This window comes from Enterococcus sp. 3C7_DIV0644, from assembly GCF_002141235.1.
Classification (GTDB): Bacteria; Bacillota; Bacilli; order Lactobacillales; family Enterococcaceae; genus Enterococcus_D; species Enterococcus_D entomosocium.
This window is the reverse complement of record NZ_NGLK01000001.1, coordinates 2449214-2466290: the sequence shown is the minus strand read 5'-3', so window position 1 is coordinate 2466290 and position 17077 is coordinate 2449214. Positions and strand designations below refer to the sequence as shown.

Annotated in this window: 18 protein-coding genes and 1 pseudogene; 5 read left to right on the top strand and 14 right to left on the bottom strand. The window is 37.9% G+C overall.

Features of this window, described 5'->3' with window-relative positions:
• Positions 1-152: 152 nt before the first annotated feature.
• Genes A5877_RS11675 through A5877_RS11665 form a run of 3 tightly spaced genes read right to left on the bottom strand, consistent with a single transcriptional unit; the run spans position 153 to position 3483 of the window.
• Positions 153-1415, bottom strand: a complete 1263-nt coding sequence (locus A5877_RS11675) for a PTS sugar transporter subunit IIC (protein ID WP_016611331.1) — start codon at positions 1413-1415, stop codon at positions 153-155.
• A 14-nt stretch (positions 1416-1429) separates the two neighbouring features.
• Positions 1430-2155, bottom strand: coding sequence for a glucosamine-6-phosphate deaminase (locus A5877_RS11670; protein ID WP_008377914.1), 726 nt, complete (start codon positions 2153-2155; stop codon positions 1430-1432).
• Positions 2156-2166: 11 nt separating this feature from the next.
• Positions 2167-3483, bottom strand: coding sequence for a 6-phospho-beta-glucosidase (locus A5877_RS11665; RefSeq protein ID WP_086316877.1), 1317 nt, complete (start codon positions 3481-3483; stop codon positions 2167-2169).
• A gap of 145 nt (positions 3484-3628) precedes the next feature.
• Between A5877_RS11665 and A5877_RS11660 the strand changes: the two genes are divergently transcribed.
• The gene (locus tag A5877_RS11660) at positions 3629-4381 is read left to right on the top strand and encodes a MurR/RpiR family transcriptional regulator (protein WP_005232077.1); all 753 of its coding nucleotides are present in this window, start codon (positions 3629-3631) and stop codon (positions 4379-4381) included.
• A gap of 205 nt (positions 4382-4586) precedes the next feature.
• On the opposite strand, the gene A5877_RS11655 is transcribed toward A5877_RS11660, so the two are convergent.
• Both A5877_RS11655 and A5877_RS11650 read right to left on the bottom strand, forming a co-directional pair.
• Positions 4587-5915 carry a PTS sugar transporter subunit IIC gene (locus tag A5877_RS11655; RefSeq protein WP_016611335.1) on the bottom strand — a complete coding sequence of 443 codons (1329 nt, stop codon included), beginning with the start codon at positions 5913-5915 and terminating at the stop codon, positions 4587-4589.
• A gap of 145 nt (positions 5916-6060) precedes the next feature.
• Positions 6061-6774, bottom strand: coding sequence for a GntR family transcriptional regulator (locus tag A5877_RS11650; RefSeq protein WP_008377910.1), 714 nt, complete (start codon positions 6772-6774; stop codon positions 6061-6063).
• A gap of 167 nt (positions 6775-6941) precedes the next feature.
• On the opposite strand from A5877_RS11650, the gene A5877_RS11645 reads away from it, so the two are divergent.
• Positions 6942-8366 carry a glycoside hydrolase family 1 protein gene (locus A5877_RS11645; protein ID WP_016619910.1) on the top strand — a complete coding sequence of 475 codons (1425 nt, stop codon included), beginning with the start codon at positions 6942-6944 and terminating at the stop codon, positions 8364-8366.
• A gap of 518 nt (positions 8367-8884) precedes the next feature.
• Here the strand turns inward: A5877_RS11645 and A5877_RS11635 are convergent.
• A pseudogene (locus tag A5877_RS11635) lies at positions 8885-9029 on the bottom strand (putative holin-like toxin).
• 327 nt (positions 9030-9356) lie between these two features.
• Here A5877_RS11635 and A5877_RS11630 point away from each other — a divergent pair.
• Positions 9357-10190: an AraC family transcriptional regulator gene (locus tag A5877_RS11630; protein WP_086316875.1), complete on the top strand. Its 834-nt coding sequence runs from the start codon at positions 9357-9359 to the stop codon at positions 10188-10190.
• Complete coding sequence (locus A5877_RS11625; protein ID WP_005232083.1) at positions 10183-10602, top strand: DUF2000 domain-containing protein; 420 nt, start codon at positions 10183-10185, stop codon at positions 10600-10602. Before A5877_RS11630 ends, A5877_RS11625 begins: the two co-directional genes overlap by 8 nt.
• A gap of 194 nt (positions 10603-10796) precedes the next feature.
• Here the strand turns inward: A5877_RS11625 and A5877_RS11620 are convergent, their stop codons facing one another.
• The 3 genes from A5877_RS11620 to A5877_RS11610 all read right to left on the bottom strand — a co-directional run bounded on the left by A5877_RS11620 (position 10797) and on the right by A5877_RS11610 (position 13287).
• Positions 10797-11339 carry a DUF3267 domain-containing protein gene (locus A5877_RS11620; RefSeq protein ID WP_005231440.1) on the bottom strand — a complete coding sequence of 181 codons (543 nt, stop codon included), beginning with the start codon at positions 11337-11339 and terminating at the stop codon, positions 10797-10799.
• Positions 11340-11397: 58 nt separating this feature from the next.
• Complete coding sequence (locus A5877_RS11615; RefSeq protein ID WP_008377898.1) at positions 11398-11715, bottom strand: hypothetical protein; 318 nt, start codon at positions 11713-11715, stop codon at positions 11398-11400.
• Positions 11716-12162: 447 nt separating this feature from the next.
• A complete protein-coding gene (locus A5877_RS11610) occupies positions 12163-13287 on the bottom strand; it encodes a GGDEF domain-containing protein (RefSeq protein ID WP_254907476.1) in 1125 nt (374 codons plus the stop codon).
• Positions 13288-13423: 136 nt separating this feature from the next.
• Between A5877_RS11610 and A5877_RS11605 the strand changes: the two genes are divergently transcribed.
• A complete protein-coding gene (locus A5877_RS11605) occupies positions 13424-14167 on the top strand; it encodes an EAL domain-containing protein (RefSeq protein WP_005232094.1) in 744 nt (247 codons plus the stop codon).
• Positions 14168-14540: 373 nt separating this feature from the next.
• On the opposite strand, the gene A5877_RS11600 is transcribed toward A5877_RS11605, so the two are convergent.
• The 5 genes from A5877_RS11600 to A5877_RS11580 all read right to left on the bottom strand — a co-directional run bounded on the left by A5877_RS11600 (position 14541) and on the right by A5877_RS11580 (position 17054).
• A complete protein-coding gene (locus A5877_RS11600; RefSeq protein ID WP_016611346.1) occupies positions 14541-14888 on the bottom strand; it encodes a hypothetical protein in 348 nt (115 codons plus the stop codon).
• Positions 14889-15013: 125 nt separating this feature from the next.
• Positions 15014-15409, bottom strand: coding sequence for a hypothetical protein (locus A5877_RS11595; protein WP_061053740.1), 396 nt, complete (start codon positions 15407-15409; stop codon positions 15014-15016).
• A 173-nt stretch (positions 15410-15582) separates the two neighbouring features.
• Positions 15583-15912, bottom strand: a complete 330-nt coding sequence (locus A5877_RS11590) for an LPXTG cell wall anchor domain-containing protein (RefSeq protein ID WP_086316873.1) — start codon at positions 15910-15912, stop codon at positions 15583-15585.
• Positions 15913-15946: 34 nt separating this feature from the next.
• Positions 15947-16510 (bottom strand): hypothetical protein, encoded by a 564-nt coding sequence (locus A5877_RS11585; RefSeq protein ID WP_086316872.1) that lies wholly within the window; start codon positions 16508-16510, stop codon positions 15947-15949.
• Positions 16511-16535: 25 nt separating this feature from the next.
• Positions 16536-17054, bottom strand: coding sequence for a hypothetical protein (locus A5877_RS11580; protein ID WP_008377885.1), 519 nt, complete (start codon positions 17052-17054; stop codon positions 16536-16538).
• Positions 17055-17077: the final 23 nt, after the last annotated feature.

Here is a 17077-nt window from a genome sequence, read left to right as displayed (position 1 = left end):
GCTTAGATAATGATGCTATTTGTTGTTTTATTATTGAAACTATCAGAATCATGAAGGACAATCGTCTTTTTTCCAATATACTTTTTTAAAGTTATTTTCTGATACCTAAAAATACTTATCTTAATGAATGATGGAAAATAGGCTTCTTCTATCTACTCACTTATACTCACAGGAATCGTTGTTTCCGTTTCTTGCGCCTCTGCGGTTTCATTTTTCACTTGCTGCTTTTCCAATATTTTGAAAAATGGCATATAAATAAAATATGAAATGAAAATAGATACAAAAGACCAAACGGCTGCTCCAATACTACCATTAGTAGCTAAATAAGGACCAATAATAGGAGGAATAGTCCATGGAACTTGAATAACAATCGGTCCTACTATACCAATATTCATTAAGATATACGTACCGATACATAGGACCATAGGCGTTGCTATAAACGGAATAAGCATTACAGGATTCATCACAATAGGCAAACCAAAAATAACCGGTTCATTGATACAAAAAATAGCTGACGGCAAAGATAATCGTCCAATCGACTTATACATCTTACTTCTGGAGTGGAGCATATTTAACACTAGACCGAGTGTTGCTCCAGTTCCGCCTAAACACATAAAGACAATCCAAAATCCATCGGCAAAAACATGAGGTACTTCTGCACCACTTTGAAAAGCTGCCGTATTATCAGCAAGATAACTTAGGAAAACAGGGGTCGCAATTCCAGACAAAACATTGTCTCCGTGGATTCCACATATCCATAGCAAACAAACGAGAAGTGTGTATAACAGCATGCCTGGGAGTGTTCCCATCCCTTGCATTAAAGGTTGGAAAACAATAGTAATGATTTCATTGATATCAACCCCTAATAAAGTTCTGACGATCCATATAACGGTCAGAATAAATGCCCCTGGGATTAACGTTGCAAAAGAAGTTGCTACAGTGGGCGGCACACCTTCTGGCATTTTTATTACAATATTATGAGTGACAAACCATTTAAAAGCATGAGTGACAAATACCCCAACAATGATCGCGGTAAACATACCACTAGCACCAAAATTAGCCAAATTTATCGTCCAGTCATCGTTTAATGTTGCTAGAAGAAAGCCGATAGTTGTGAGCATCGAATTAGAAATAGCATCAACACCAAACTCTTTTCCTAAATGATAGCCTATGCCAATGGCAGATATCAGTCCAAGGATTCCGAACGTAACATTGACTGGTGCATTCAACTGCGGCCCCCAATTTGACACAAAATCCATCCATGACTGTATTGGAAAGTTACCAATGATTAGGAAGATACTTCCAACAATAGTAAAAGGAATCGTCATGGAAATCCCATTTCTTATAGCAACTAAGTGTTTACTATTGCCTATTTTCAGCAATATAGGCAATACCTTATTCTCAATGACCTGCATCTTTTTTCCTCCTTTTAGTTCACGACTTCCTTATCAACCACCAATACAGGATCTTTGTGCAACCATAGAGAAGTAACTGGACACTCTTTTGTAATCGTACCGCATAGAAATTGTTGTATCGCAGATTTCTTTTTTGCCCCACTAGCTTGTACGATCATTGTTCCAGATTGTAATAATTGTCCTATCCCTAACGTAATTCCTTTCGTACGATCAACTTTCTCATCTGAAAAATATTTTTTCCCAACACTTTGGGTTGATTCGTCTAAGTTCACTATATGAGCTTTATCTTCGAAGGACGAACCAGGCTCATTAAAACCTAAGTGCCCATTTACTCCAACCCCAAGCAAACTCAGTGTTAATCCTCCATTCTCCTCGATAAATTTATCAGCTTTTTTGCATTCCTCATTTAAATCATCGGCTAAAGGATCAAATGTGTGAAGTTGCTTTAGGTCAATAGGAACCCGATTGAATAAGTTTCTTTTCAAATAAGATATACAACTGCCTTCATTTTTCGGATCGATTCCAACCCATTCATCTAGTTCAATAAACTTTGCCTGGGATAAATCTATTTCTTTATTGATTGCTGCTTCTGCAATGATGTTAAGCGTTCCTACGGGTGTATCACCACCTGCAAAGCAATATAACCCATTTGGCTTTTCTTTCAAGACATCTAAAATGAGTTTTGCACAGATCTTACTGACTTCCTGGTAATTTGCCTCAACATAGTATTTTACTTTCATTGTCATTCTCCTTAAAAAAAATTCGGCAGATATTCTTTGTGTGCTAAAAGCATTTCATCAAGTAGTTGCTTTGCTGTCCTATCACTTGGAACTAAGGGATTGATCGTCATCGCTAATAAAGCAGTGTTATAGTCTCCCGTAACAGCTGCTTGGGCCGCTATACGTTCAAAAGACTTAATTTGTTGAACTAGTCCTTTGATAGGAATAGGTAATTCACCTGTAGTCAAAGGGATCGGTCCTTGTTTTGTAATCAAACAATTTACTTCAACCGCTGAATCACAATCGATATCACTGATGGCACCATTATTTCTTGTATTGACCGTTTGAATATCACGTTTGTCATTATAGATGGAATTAATTAAATTACATGCTGCTTCACTATAATAAGCGCCCCCACGTTCTGACAATTGAGGTGGTTTGATTGCTAGATGTTCATCTTTATAAAGTTCAAACAACTCATGCTCGATTTTCTGCACAACTTCTGCACGAGTTCCTTCTTTCTCTGCTGATCGTTTTTGCTCAGACAACATAGTAGCTGTTTGATAGTAATACCTTAAATAGCCGATGGGAATCATGCCAAGTGTTCGGAAAAAATTTGGTTCCCATTCTAAATCAGCAATGTTTTTCAGACCAACTGCATCGCCAGTATCTTGCGTCATCAATGTAAGTACTTTTTGGGTCACATCAATCCCTTTATGATAAATCTTTTTCGCAAAAACCATATGATTTAGCCCAGTAAATTCAACATATAATTCTTGTTTGGGTACTTTTAATATTTCTGCAATGCCACGTTCTATTCCAATTGGTCCATTACACAAACCTACTACTCTACGCATATTGCTATGGCGTAAGACAGCTTCTGTCACCATGCCAGCTGGATTAGTGAAGTTGATCAGCCATGCTTCTGGGCAAAGGCGCTCCATATCTTTCACTATTTCTAAGATAACAGGAATCGTGCGTAATCCTTTAAAAAGCCCTCCTGGACCATTCGTTTCTTGTCCAATCGTGTCATATGTTAAAGGAATTCTCTCGTCTTTCGCTCGCGCTTCCAAAAGACCTACACGAAATTGCGTCGTAACGAAGTCCGCATCCTTTAATGCCGCTTCACGATCAAGAGTCATATAAATTTTCATTGGAAGGTTCGCTTTTTTTACCATACGTTTAGCAAGTTCCCCAACTATTTCTAATTTCTCTCTTCCTTGTTCAATATCCACAAGCCATAATTCTGAAATCGGTAATTCAGCATATCGTTTAATAAATCCTTCTATCAATTCTGGTGTATAACTTGATCCACCGCCAATTGTTGCAATTTTTATTCCTTTATCCATCCTGAAACACTCCTTTAACTTAACTACATGGTCAGTATAGATTATTTTTATCCCCTTAAATACCGCTTTTAAGTAAACGGTTACAAAAACAGACGATTGACACCGGTTACAATCCTGTTACAATTTGTAACAGGAGGGGATTACTATGTTGTTTCTTGACTATCAACCAGACTTAAATGAAACGGATATTGAGGTATATAAAGCAATTATTTCAGAGGTAAATGCAGTTGCTTCCATGAGTATTCGAGAATTAGCTGAGAAAAGTCATACGAGTACTGCCAGCGTATTACGCTTTTGTAAAAAATTTCGCTGTACCGGTTTTTCTGAATTTAAAATTTACCTTAGTGCGTATCTCGAATCTCTTAAAGAAGAAAAAGAGGTAAAAACACTTGATTTTGAGAGTGAACTCTTGAATTTTTTAGCACGGACACAAGACAAATTCTTTGAAGATAAATTTGATGAGGCAGTTCACTTATTGATGGAAAAAGAGCTGATTATTTTTATTGGCGTAGGCTCCTCAAATGTTGTTGCTGAATATGGTTCTCTTTATTTCTCGTCACTATTTAACATGGCGATTCGCATTGAAGATCCTAGTAATTATCCTATTAATTACCTATCCACTGAGTTAGCAAAAAAAATGTGTATCGTCGCTTTATCCGTTTCCGGCGAGACCACAGAAATCATTCAATATTTAAATCATTTGAATCTATCAGAAAGCTCAGTAATAGGAATTACCAGCAGCTCTAATTCAACACTTTCTAAATTAGCTGATATTTCAATAACCTATAATATTTCGCTAGAAAAAATTAATGAAGCTGATATTACAACCCAGATACCGGCAATGTATATTATTGAAAAGTTAGCCAAAACCGTGAGAAATAGAATGGAAACTCAATAGATTTGTATAAAAAAATTCTTGCTAATAAATTCTTCAGGTAATTCTTTCCGTCTAAACACAAGTTCACCGACCGATATTTCCACAAAAAAAGAGACTCACATACATCTATGTGGTCTCTTTTTGTTATATAGATTTGTTCAGTTTATTTGTTTCACTTCCCTTTGGTTTGAGACGACTTCAAAAAATCTTGTGAAGTTTCCTCTTCTCAATCATTTGACTCTTCATTTCCTATTGTTGAGGTAACTTTTTCATCGATACGTAAAAATGGTAAGTAGATAAAAACACTCACAGCAATGATCGCAATTTGTAAGACTGATGCTCGCCAATCGCCACCAGTTGCTAAAAATCCAGATATGACGGGAGGAGTGGTCCAAGGTATCTGCACGACTACATGATTGATCAAACCAACAGCTGTCGCAAAATATGCAACTGTTAGGGAAAAAATCGGCGCCAATACAAATGGAATAATCAAACTAATATTGAAAACAATTGGTAAACCAAAAATGATTGGTTCACTGATATTAAAAAGTGCTGGAGTTACGGATAATTTTGCAAAGTCTTTGTAATCTTTACGACGACTAAAGATAAAAATAGCAATTAGCAAAGCAATAGTATTTCCTGACCCTCCCATAACAGCAAATGTATCTTTAAATGCCATGTTTATGATATGTGGAATATCTTCCCTATTCGCATAAGCAGCCATATTCTCTTGCATATTTTGAATCAAGAACGGATCGAGAAGTGAACCTGATATCACTGCTTGATGAATTCCAAACCCAAAAAAGAGATTTGCAATTGAGGTAATTAAGAGGAACCCTGGTAAACCTGTCGTTACCCTACTTAAAGGCCCAGTGATTAGAGTAGTAATCAACGAATTAACATCCATATTGAATAATTGATTGACAGCAAATGAACCAATTGCGAAGGTAGTCACGGTAATCATGATTGGAATAAGGACGTTAAAAGACTTCAACACAGCTGGAGGGATATTTCCTGACAATTGAATTTGTAACTTTTTATTATTAGATAACTTAATAAAGAGTTCCGTAGCAGCTAAGCCCACAAAAATTCCAACGAACATTCCTGACGCACCAGTATGAGTGACAGGAATAACCCCACCTACTTCCAGCGCTTCTTGACTTCCTTCTGGTGTAAACATCGTCATCATAGGGGTGAGAACAATAAACGTTGAAATAGCGACTAGAACAGCAGCAATATGATTTGTATAATTTCTGCTAACACACATATGATAAGAAACTGCCGCAACAACTAATAGTGTCGTTATACTTAGCGTTCCATTACTGATGGAAGTCCCGATCTCTTGAATCGTCGTTAATGTTGCTGGATCAATAATATTTCCCATAAATCCTGTTGGCTCTAAAATAACATAGTTGATCAATGTAACAAATCCCGCCAACATCATAAAAGGCATAAAAGTGGCGAAAGCATCCCTTAGTGTTCGAAGATGAATCTGGTTCCCTAACCTTGTGGCTATTATTCCGAACTTTTCAAAAATAGCATCTTTTTTACTCATAATTCCAATCAGTCTCCTTTTTTAGTTGTAAGCGATTGCTTATGGGATGATCATACACCAGCTCCCTTAAAAAGTAAATATCTTTATTTAAAATTATATATCTTTTTTTGAAAGTCAAAAAAAGACCAACGAAATTCGTTAGTCTTCACTTCTCAACAAAAACTGCTTCAAAAATAAAATCTTTGTATAAATGTCTCGAAAGAGAATATTCAAACGGTATACCAGAAGACAATGACACCACTTTGTCTACCTCTATCATAAACTCGCCTGGTTTTACAGAAAGAATTTCCGCATCGAAATCATTTGCCACATCCCCTTTGATCCAAATATGGGAAGATTTAATCTCTAGACTAAGCTCATTTGTAATGTAGCCATATACGGAACGTTTCAAATGCTTTGGTTCTAACCCCGGTATAACAGAAAGTGGCATAAACGTTTGCTCAATAGAATAAGGCTGTTCATCAATAAAACGACTTCTAATAATATTATAGACATACTCTTTTTGATTTATTTCTAAAATTTCTGCAACTTCATTCGATGGCAACTCAATTGAGAACGTATGGATTTCAGAAGTCACATGTTCTTCCCCTACTAAATCAAAAAGACCTTCATTTGGTCCAAACACTTTCGAATTATCAATTGGTCTGCGTAGAACTTCCGTTCCAAATCCACTACGTGTTCGTAAAACTCCCTCTGATACTAGCATATCAATACCTTTCTTCACAGTGAGCTTACTTGTTTGATACTCATGCGCAAGTTCATCGCCCGTAGGTAATTTTTCACCGATTTGATAGGTTCCATTGGCAATTTTTTTCTTTACCTCCGTATAAACCTCCATATATTTTGGCTGTTTCTTCATAACTTACTCCCTCATACTCATCTCTATTACTTATACTTTAACATAAAAATTGTCTTTTTACAGCTAAAACCATACCCACCATAAAAAGATATATATTTTTAATAAAAAGTATTTATTTATATCAAAAGCAATGTTACACTGTTAAAAACGAACAGGAGGAAACGATAATGTCAATACATACTCAGTTAACATTTCCAGCTGACTTTTGGTGGGGATCCGCTTGGTCAGCAGAACAATCTGAAGGGCGTGGAGAAACAGGAAAAGCAGAGACCGTATGGGATCGGTGGTTTCACGAAGAACCTCATCGTTTTTATAAACGAATTGGACCTAGTATTACGACAGACCATATCCATCGTTACCACGAAGATATTCAATTGATGAAACAAACCGGGCACAATTCATTTCGGGTGTCTATCTCATGGGCACGAATGTTTCCAAATGATGGGGTTGGTAAAGCGAACGAGAAAGCGATAGCCTATTATCGAGATCTTTTTACCGAAATGAAAAATAATAATATCAAAGTTTTTGCGAATCTCTATCATTTTGACATGCCAGCAAAATTACAAGATAAAGGGGGATGGGAATCACGTGAAGTTGTTGAAGCTTATGTAAATTTTGCTGATACCTGTTTTCTAGCGTTTGGCGACTTAGTTTATCATTGGTTCACCTTTAACGAACCTTTGGGGCCAATCTTGGGCTCTTATTTAGAAGATTTTCACTATCCAAATCTCATTGATTTTAAACGTGGTGCTCAAGCAGCGTTCTTTACCATATTAGCCCATGCAAAAGCCATTCAAACTTTTAAAAAATACCAGCTATCTAGCAAAATCGGAGTAATTCTCAATTTGAGTCCGACTTTCCCAAGAAGCCAAAATTCAGCAGATAAAAAAGCAGCAGAAATTGCGGATCTTTTTTATACTCGTAGTTTCTTAGATCCCATGGTCAAAGGAGTATTTCCAGAAAAACTAGTCTCTTTGCTGGAGGAATATGACCAATTACCCGTTGATTTCAATGACACAGACCTAAAAATTATTGAAGAGAATACCGCGCAGATACTTGGTCTAAACTACTATGAACCACGCCGTGTCAAAGCAAGAACTTCTGCCGTTAATTTAGAAAGTCCATTCTTACCAGAATGGTTCTTTGAACCGCATATTATGCCTGGTCGTCGAATGAATGAATATCGTGGATGGGAAATCTATGAAAAAGGAATTTATGATTTATGTATGGACATCAAAAATAACTATGGAAATATTGAATCCTTTATCTCAGAAAACGGTATGGGTGTTGCTAATGAAGAACGGTTCATGGATGAAAATGGTCAGGTGATTGATGACTATCGCATTGAATTTATCCAAGATCATCTCGCCTATTTATGGAAAGCAATTCAAGATGGCTGTAATATAAAAGGGTATCATCTATGGACATTCATTGATTGTTGGTCATGGATCAATGCATATAAAAACCGCTACGGCTTAGTTTCTTTAGATTTAGCCACACAGAAACGTACAATAAAGAAAAGTGGCTTGTTTTACAAGGAACTAAGTAAGCAAAACGGTTTTTCCTACGATCTCGAGCGATTGGTAGATTAGCATTCACGAATATGATCGATAGTGATCTGTATAGAAGAAACCTGTTGCCACAACTCCTCTCTAGCACCTTTTAAGAAGGCGACAGGGTTTTATTAGTAAAAAAATAACCGTTTCCTTGCTAAAGTCGACGGTTATTTTTTTGTCATTTTTCACTGTGGCTAGGATACGAAAGAGCAGCATGGCAATAAATGTACCAGAATTTATCTGGAACTTATTAGCCGCTAGTTTCGATAATAATGCTTCCCTTTTCTTTAAACATTGCATTCGTTTTTAGATGTTCGAACACTTTTCAAAAATGACTACATCGAACACCTTATTCCAATTGAGAATAAGGTTTTGCCTATGTCGCTTATCGATTTTGTTTGAAAATATCCTTGTTAAAGTTGAAAAATCACTCTCTTCTTGCTATACTAACTATGTAAAGAGGAGTTGTTGCCACAACCCCTCTGCAGCGCCATTTAAGACGGCGACAGGTTTTTTAACTTAAAAGATAACCGTTTCCCTGTTAAAGTCGACGGTTATTTTTTTTTGTCATTTTTCACTGCGGCTAGGATACCAAAGATCAGCATGGCGGTAAATGTACCAAAACTGATCATTAGCCCGATTGCTTCCGCTGTGGACAAAAAGGCTTCTCCTTTCTGAAGAGTTAGTACTTACATTCATAAGCACCACCACCTTTCAAAGATAGCCACCGTCACAAACTTTACTGCAGTCAAATGGTACCATACTTCCATCAATAAAACTTTCAAATGCCAAGGATTTATCGTTATTTTTTTCACGGTGCATGGTCTATTTGCTTTGATTCATTCCATAGAATCGTCAAAATAACCTGCTGTTCTTTCTTCAAGGCTGATCCGCTCTTTCCCGACATTCTCCAGTCCCTTTTCTCAGTCCCAATCAAGGGCCTCCATCAAGAAAAATAGTCAAAAGTCAATATCATTCTATTCACCAAAAACCACTTTTGTTATAGTAACAAAAAGGAGAATGCAGATGAGAAATGAACGAAAAATCATTCAAGATAGCACCCTTGGTGTAGAGGCTTTATTATTTAACGGCATCCAGCAGGAGTTTCCTAACCATTGGCACGAATATTATGTGATTGGCTTGATGGAAGCTGGGACGCGTCAATTCACCTGTCAAAATACCTGCTATATCGTTGAAGCAGGCGACTTGATTTTGATTCCGCCAAAGGCTGCCCACCGCTGCCAGCAACTCACGGAGGAAAAGCTGGTTTACCGCAATATCCACTTAACCCCGGAGAACATGGCGGTACAAGTACAAAAAATTTTTAACACTCAATTGACGCCCCACTTTCCTGAACCGGTCATTCGCCAAGTGAAAGGAAAAGAGGAATTTCATGCAGTGCACCAGCTGTTGCTGTCGGATCGCGGCGATGAGTTTGAAAAGCAAGAACGCTTTACTTGTCTCCTTCACGACCTGCTTGTTCAGTATGCGGATTTCACCCACGAACAAACAGATCCGGTTTCAAATAAAGCCGCAGCGGCAAAAGCCTATATCGATCAACATTATGCCGAAAAATTGTCCTTGAGTGAATTAAGTGACGTTCTTGGAATGAATCAGTACGTCTTGATTCGGCAATTTACCAAAGCGTATGGGCTGTCGCCGTTTCAATATTTAAGTACGGTGCGCATCAGTGCTGCCAAGAAAAGACTAGAATCACAAGAAGCAATTGCAGAAGTCGCTTTTCTGACAGGTTTTAGTGACCAAAGTCATTTTACCCGTATCTTTAAAAGCTTGATTGGGGTCACCCCGAAAGCTTACCAAACAATTTACCAAGAAGATGGAGTGAGAACGTATGAATAACCAAGAAAAATGTGTCATGATTATCGATGAACAATTACCGATTGGCTTAGTTGCAAATACTGCTGCAATTTTAGGCGCAACCTTGGGCAAATTGTTTCCCGAAGGAATCGGAGAAGATATTTACGATTCGACAGGCAGAAAACACCTTGGCATTGTCAACTTTCCCATTCCTATCTTAAAAACGAACAAGGAGCAGTTGCAGACCATTCGTGAATCGATCAGTCAGCAAGCAGATCCAGAAGTAACCATCATTGATTTTTCCGACGTTGCTCAGACCACCAATTCTTACGAGCAATACCGTCAGACGCTTGAGACGATTCCCACAGAAACACTGGCTTATTTTGGTCTTTGTTTAAAAGGCAAGAAAAAGAGTATCAATAAAGTCGCTGGTAGTTTGCCGTTGTATCGGTAAAGCGCTAGTAAGAAAACGGTCGTTTAAAACAAATTTTCTTTTTGTCGGCCGAACAGTCTTCTTGCTATATACGTTATTTATAAACAGTCTTACAAAAAAACAAACACTTTTGAGGTGTTTGTTTTTTTGTAAGAGATTTTCTAGCATACATTTTCTTGCTCTTTGATTTTGCCAAGATCAATTGAAAAAATAAACTACTCTCCTTGATAAATATTCAACCCCACTTCAGTATCTTCTACACAACTGTTCGCTGGTGCTTTAACAATCAGAAAAAGAAAGTAAAAGTCTCCCACACAAGAAGCGGCATGTGCGGCAGCAATCAAGGTGAAAAGAGATGCCGTCAACCAGCCAAATAAATAAAATAGAAAGAGACCCACAGAAATGCCAAGGAATGGCGCCAATAAAATGATGGCAAATTTCCCTTTTGAATAAAAGGAATGGGGACTCGTGGCATATGCTACCCCATTTTTGAACCCAAACTTTACCTTCCCTTTAGGGTCAAAAAGCTTGAAGAAGGCACCATGGATCAATTCATGAATAATGATGAGAATAAAATACGCAACCATTAAGAGCAAAAGATCGAAAATAAACGAAGTTTCAGCATTTGACCCATGACCACCTAAGACAAAGAGTGTAAAGAACACATAGAAAAAAATAAAACTAGGGATCGCCGCGAGATTCAATCTCTTTATTGTTTTTTGATCATCCATTAAATTGATTTGTTTGAGTAATTTCATCGCTGTTCTCCTTTTCTTTTCGACATTCTTCTTAGTACATGATTTCTATGAATTCCCTTTACCCAACCAACAAGAGCAGCAAACACAAAACCAGTGCCGTTAAAACGAAGAGGAAATTGATCGTTTCTGGCGCACCTTCGATCCTTCTCTTTAATGGCGGAGGACGAAAACTTGGATTCATGCTTTTCGTTTGGTAGTCCACGCTGCTTGATAAAAAGCTGTCGGAAGGGATCATAAACACCAAAAGAACGCCATAAATAATGGATGCAGGAATCAGGAGTGAGCATTTGGCTAGGTAACCAATCAGTAGACTCACGATCAAAGGAATAGCTACGTACAAAGCACTTTGGTACAGTGTTCGCCGAATTGGTTTCATAGGGAAGTCTCCTTAGTCAGTAATCATTACGCACAGGCACAAAATAATTTTATTTACTTATCAAATAAATATACCATTGCTTTTAAAGACTGTAAACACGCCAGAAAACCAAGTCGATGCTGCCAAGCGCGGCTACCCAATGCTTGGTGCAAAAAAAGAAGTGGTTTCTTTCCACTTCTTAAAAAGCACTCTACTTGTTTTTTCCCTTCAATTAACCTCTCAAGATAATCGGTAAACCATTATACTTACCAGATTGCTTCCCCTCTTCCTTTTGAAAAAGCTACGACGCTGGACAAAGAAGCCTGCGAACATTGTCTCTTTATTAAAACTTCTTCTGAAAAGCATTCGTCTAAAAAAATCATACGGCCTTTTCTCTCCTTTTGGCTTCCTACAACACCTATCCACTTGAGAAAAGACTGCTGAACCTTCTTTAGAAAAGAAAACGTCTCAAGAAAATATAATCGTGCGGTTTCTGCCCTTCCTTTTGGCTTCGTACAATGCTTGATCCGCTTGATAAAAGATTTCTGAAATGTCTAACGTAGGACCTGCTTCTGAAATCCCTGCTGAAAAGTAAAGGGTCAGTTGTGTTCCCTCTAGTTTCAACTGTTCATTGCTTAAGAACAAATGAAATTCTTCAATAATTTTTTTCACTGACACGGAAGTATTCTCTTTAAATAGGACTAAAAATTCTTCGCCACCATACCGATAGACTTCGATTAAATGGGAAGGACTTTTTTGATAGAGAAATGTCGTCAGTTTATCCGAAAAGAAGGTTAAGGCTTGATTGCCGATTTGATGTCCATGGTGATCATTGATCTGCTTAAAATGATCTAAATCCATCATCACCACGACCAGCTGATCCTTCTCGTTTATCACCAATTTTGAAATATCTTCGTTCAAACTACGGAAATTTTTTACCTTCGTCAACTCATCATAATTGCGCTCAATGATCTTCGTATTGATTTTTTCGAGAAAGTTTTTTTGATTCTGCAGATAATACTTCCATAAAGAAACGATTGCCACTGATCCAATCCCTAAAGTGACAGCATCCCAAAGACCAACTTCACGGCGATGAAAAAGCAATGCATTGACCATCGGCGAGGCAACCGTAACCACAATCGAAAATAGATAAAAGACAGTATGATTTGTCTGTCCGTAAAATCTTTTCTTTAATAAGCAAGTAATGATTAAAATGATGTAATTTAATCCGATAATAAAGAGCATGGCTCCCCATTCGAATTTATTGATCAATGCAAAAAAAGTTAGCAAGATGACGGGGACCAGCCCAATCAGATATATTTTTTCTTTGAGGATACCAAAATAATAAATAAAGATTGGAATCGTATATTCATACGCAACATAACCGATACTGTTCAAAGAAAATGATATAATAAAGTAGACTTGCGAAATGAACAGAACGACACCGATAAGAATTTTAAATGACAAGTGTAAATTCAATTCTTTGAAGTTCTTGATAAACAGATCATACGAAATGAGCAAGCTTACAACTAAAACAGAATAGATCGCAGCATAAATCAGATGGACAAACACACTATTCCTTCTTTCTTTCATAGATTTTTCTTTAAAATCCTTCGCCCATGATTTTGAAAGGCTCGATTCTTTAACAATGCAGGTAAAGAACTCGATCTTCCTTTCCTGCACTTCATGAAACCAAAAATAAAACTACCCCAGAAAGGAGCAGAAACCAATGTCTGAGAAAATAGAACAAGAACTCTTATCGATATTTCCTCAATTATATTTTGATGCCCAGCCTATCTTTCAAATGAAAGCAGATAGTCAGAAAGTGATTGGCTACGAATTATTATTGAGAAGTACCGAAAGAAATAGGTTTCCCCTTTCCTTCTTCCAGCAAGTGATCAAATACAAAAAGCTACACACTCGCTTACTGCAATGGTACCGAAATGAAATTTTCAGCTTACTTCACCCGAATGAAGAAACAAAAATCAGTCTTAATATCCACCCGCAACAACTCAGCTACCCAGAAACCTTTCTGATGTTAGCTGACTTAGCACCCTACCATGATCGTATTTTGATTGAGATCACCGAAGACGATACGGAACCTTCTATCGCCTGTGATCCCAAGTCTTTTCTTATGAACAAAATCAACCAAATAAAAAAGATGCGCTTTTCTGTCGCATTGGATGATGTAGGGACAGGCATTCATTCACTGACAAATATTGCACCGATGCTGGATAAAATCGATGTGATCAAATTTTCGCCTATCTCGTTGCGAGTGCTGTCCCAAAAGGAGATTTTCTTTTTGATCGACTTCTGGCGAAATATCGCCAGCAATCGTAAAATCCAATTTATTGTCGAAGGGGTCGAAACCTCGGATATCCATGAGTACTTGCTTGAAGAAGAGATTTTTCTTCAACAAGGGTTTTATTTGGACAAACCTTCCCCAGCTAATCAATTAAAGCGAAAAAAATAGCCATCGCGTCGTTTATTTTTCTCACTATACGCGATTAAAAATAAACGAATATTAAAAAAATGAACAGATGCCCTTCAAATATAACACAAATAATTTTATTTGCAGAATTTTTACTGATTCGGCATCGTTTTAACGGTGATTTTACATGAGAGGGAGTAGAAACCAAAGCAAAGACCTTTTTCAGATAGATGAATAGACAAAAAGCATTCAAGAAACCAATTCCTGAATGCTTTTTGTCTATTCACCCTTTTTTTCGATACAAACCTTCTATTTCAATCGCTCACCTTTACTAATTGCAGAAACATTAAAAATACTCATCACTTCTTACCAAATCGTTTTGCTAGAAGTGATTCCGGCTATTCCCCTCCTTGATTTATCTCACGTTGAAAACCAGAGAATGCTTCGTTTCCATTCCTAGATTGTAACCGCACAATTCTTTCAGATAAAAGCGATAATCTTTTTCGACGATTCGGATGATCTCGTCATCGGAAAAATCGTCAAATCGCATCATTTCTGTGACTAAAACCAGTTTGGCATCGATTCCCAGAATATCTGGGGTGATCGCCCAAAATGTTTCTGGAGAAATCCCTGCTACCAATTGATCAAGTAACGTTAATTGCTTTTCTACATAAGAGGCTAAGGCACCATTTTCACGATTGGAATCCGTAAATTTCTTTTGAAATCCATCAAGATATTCTATCTTTGAAGTAAATACAGTCAAGCTTCTTTGCTCCTTTCTTTGAGGGGAACAAGCCCCCTTATTTTCTTCCTAAGTCTCAGCCTATTCTTTTTCGTTATCTATTCACTACTTTTTCTAGCTACTGAAAAAACACCAAGGTCCAGTAGTCAATGAAGAATATCCAGCAACCCTCTGACCAGCTGCTTGTAATGCTCTTTTTGATCCTTCGCCTCATCTTCTGCCTTGATTGAAAGACTTTGCTCAATTGCTTCTTGAGGCATCAACAAATGGGTGTTCAAATTTGAGATGTACGAGACGCATTCTTCCAACAACTGATACTCTTTTTGTAGGACACTAGGTACTTTATACGTACGAAAAATGAACAAATAGCGAGCATTCGCTTTTATTTCTTCTATGTGATTATTTTCTAATAAGTAACGCATCTTATCTATTTGTTCCCCTTGGGGATAGGGGCTAGAATCTGCAGTCAGCAGATGATAATAGTAGCCAATATATTCACTATTTATGATGGTTCTTTCAAACGCTTCTTTCCTGATCTTCATCTTCTGTATCCTTTCAAAACTATCACTGACCTCACTTATACAGCGTTTGTGGTATCACTAAGGACTGCTTACCTTTTTGATTCATTTTTTATCCGCTCTACTCTTTCATTAAAAAAGAGAAACTGTAAGTTTTCCTCACAGTTTCTCCTTTACGCTTCTAGCGATGACGATAGTTAAGGAGCGACGCTTTCACCGTGCTTCTTTTTTCTTGTCGCTGCAATGACAAACAGTACTAAGAGTGCATACCCAAGGATGATCAAACGAGTGGTGTTTGAAGAACCTGTTTGCGGTAATTTCCCTTGTCCGATTTGAGAAGCATCTGCGACGATCGTTTTCTTATTGTCATCGTCTGCTTCTTCCTCTTTCTTCACTGTTTCACCAATTCGACCAGTCACAGTGACCTGCCCTGTTGTCGCCTCTGCGACAACGGTTTCTGATAGATCCCAGACAGTCAGAGCCAGTAATGCAGCGATGAAAAAAATGATTCTTTTTCGTTTTTTCATACGATAGATCCCTTCTTTACTGGGATTTCAGTTTTTAGTCTTCCTCTACATCCGGCGCAAAACTCAAGACCAATTTGAAACTTGGGTTTGATTCTTCTGATGCATTGACAGGTGTTGCTTCACCAGTGAACGCAAACGTCCCTTCATTCGTTCCTTGGTTGCCTTCAAGGGTAAACAATTCTGTTTCTGTTACAGTTGGTGTGCCGTTTTCAAACAACTCAATCCCGTTTACGTTTAACAAGTCTACTTCAGACATATTCAATGGTGCATCAACGCCTGCAACAGAAGCGATCACACCAACTGCTGAGTTATTTGTCACTGTGTACGTAGGCGAAACGATCTCTGTATGACTTGACGCTTCTGTCGTATAGAACAAAGCAGTCGTTGGAATCGTTACATTGATCCATTGGTTCAAATCATCGGGATTTGGTCCAGGTGTTGTATTATCGAATTCACCGATGATCCCGTTTACTTGGACATCTCCTGACGTATCGCCTTCACGTCCGTCAATAGTTTGTGTCGCAAAAGCGGTGGTGCCGCTTGCGATTACTCCTGCGATCGTTGCTGTACTTAGAATAGCTGCTACAAATTTTTTCATTTTTATTTCCTCACTTTTCCTTTTTTTAATTCTTAACGATAATCGTTAATTCAGCTTCAGTGACCCCTTGTTTTTCTTTGCTTTCAGGGTCGTAAATATTGATGGTGGCTTTGGCAGGATACTCGCCTTTTGCCAATGGTGTCGCCAAGGCGACATTTTCAACAAATTGATTTGGATAGATCGCACCGGAAGAATAGATGACTTCCCCGCTCGACAGTAAAGAGATATCCACGGCGATTGGGTACACATTGGTGCCTGGATTAACGATTTCGATGGATCCCGTGCTTTTACCATCTTCAAAAATGGCTTCTGGATTGATTTGCAGGGTGAAATAATTCGCATCTGCAATTTCCTGCGCCCGTTCAGATAATCGCTGATCGGTGGCATCGCCAGATTCAGGCAAAAGGTCTGCACTGATCAACGGAACTGCTTCTTTTGATTGATAGAAATAGTACCCGAGTCCACCGGCAAGTACGGCCAATAGCAACAACCACCAGAGCCATTTCCGTCGTTTTTTATTTTCGGTTTGATTCGTTTGCTCCAATGGATTCACCTCCTTCACGTTTG

Coding starts and splice junctions, on each gene's coding strand:
- A5877_RS11675 (WP_016611331.1), bottom strand. CDS start 1,415: ATGCAGGTCATTGAGAATAAGGTATTGCCTATATTGCTGAAAATAGGC.
- A5877_RS11670 (WP_008377914.1), bottom strand. CDS start 2,155: ATGAAAGTAAAATACTATGTTGAGGCAAATTACCAGGAAGTCAGTAAG.
- A5877_RS11665 (WP_086316877.1), bottom strand. CDS start 3,483: ATGGATAAAGGAATAAAAATTGCAACAATTGGCGGTGGATCAAGTTAT.
- A5877_RS11660 (WP_005232077.1), top strand. CDS start 3,629: ATGTTGTTTCTTGACTATCAACCAGACTTAAATGAAACGGATATTGAG.
- A5877_RS11655 (WP_016611335.1), bottom strand. CDS start 5,915: ATGAGTAAAAAAGATGCTATTTTTGAAAAGTTCGGAATAATAGCCACA.
- A5877_RS11650 (WP_008377910.1), bottom strand. CDS start 6,774: ATGAAGAAACAGCCAAAATATATGGAGGTTTATACGGAGGTAAAGAAA.
- A5877_RS11645 (WP_016619910.1), top strand. CDS start 6,942: ATGTCAATACATACTCAGTTAACATTTCCAGCTGACTTTTGGTGGGGA.
- A5877_RS11630 (WP_086316875.1), top strand. CDS start 9,357: ATGAGAAATGAACGAAAAATCATTCAAGATAGCACCCTTGGTGTAGAG.
- A5877_RS11625 (WP_005232083.1), top strand. CDS start 10,183: ATGAATAACCAAGAAAAATGTGTCATGATTATCGATGAACAATTACCG.
- A5877_RS11620 (WP_005231440.1), bottom strand. CDS start 11,339: ATGAAATTACTCAAACAAATCAATTTAATGGATGATCAAAAAACAATA.
- A5877_RS11615 (WP_008377898.1), bottom strand. CDS start 11,715: ATGAAACCAATTCGGCGAACACTGTACCAAAGTGCTTTGTACGTAGCT.
- A5877_RS11610 (WP_254907476.1), bottom strand. CDS start 13,287: ATGAAAGAAAGAAGGAATAGTGTGTTTGTCCATCTGATTTATGCTGCG.
- A5877_RS11605 (WP_005232094.1), top strand. CDS start 13,424: ATGTCTGAGAAAATAGAACAAGAACTCTTATCGATATTTCCTCAATTA.
- A5877_RS11595 (WP_061053740.1), bottom strand. CDS start 15,409: ATGAAGATCAGGAAAGAAGCGTTTGAAAGAACCATCATAAATAGTGAA.
- A5877_RS11590 (WP_086316873.1), bottom strand. CDS start 15,912: ATGAAAAAACGAAAAAGAATCATTTTTTTCATCGCTGCATTACTGGCT.
- A5877_RS11585 (WP_086316872.1), bottom strand. CDS start 16,510: ATGAAAAAATTTGTAGCAGCTATTCTAAGTACAGCAACGATCGCAGGA.